We start from the raw sequence: 531 nt of genomic DNA, 5'->3' as shown, positions 1-531 counted from the left end.
CAAGAGAAGTTCTCTATCGCGCTGTCAGAAATGATCAATAACAGCGACAAAACGTTGCTTCGCGTTCTTCATTACCCACCAATGACAGGCGAAGAAGAGCCAGGTGCAATTCGCGCAGCCGCTCATGAAGACATCAACCTACTGACTGTACTGCCAGCGGCGAACGAGCCTGGTCTGCAAGTTATGAGCAAAGATGGCGAGTGGATCGATGTTCCATGTGACTTTGGTAACTTGATCATTAACATTGGTGACATGCTACAAGAAGCGTCAGGTGGTTACTTCCCGTCAACGACGCACCGAGTTATCAACCCAACAGGTGCTCGCCAAGAAAAATCGCGCATTTCATTACCGCTTTTCTTGCACCCAAAACCAGATACAGTACTTTCTGAGCGTTACACAGCACACAGCTACTTGATGGAACGCTTACGTGAGCTAGGCGTTATTTAATCAAACGCGATCCTGATTCCAAAGGCCGATGGTTTTTCGCTATCGGCCTTTTTTCGTTTATGGTACAAAAGTAATGACGTTGAG

1 protein-coding gene is annotated in these 531 nt (G+C 47.1%); it reads left to right on the top strand.

Annotation, left to right across the window (positions count from 1 at the left end; translation table 11 throughout):
• Positions 1-447: 2OG-Fe(II) oxygenase family protein (locus R7E78_RS30115; protein ID WP_318059139.1), on the top strand; the 447-nt coding region annotated here is incomplete at its 5' end.
• Between the last annotated feature and the right edge of the window lie 84 nt (positions 448-531).

It is taken from the genome of Vibrio sp. YT-19(2023), from assembly GCF_033337395.1.
Note: the sequence above shows the minus strand (reverse complement) of the source record. Positions and strands in the feature narration are given on the sequence as shown.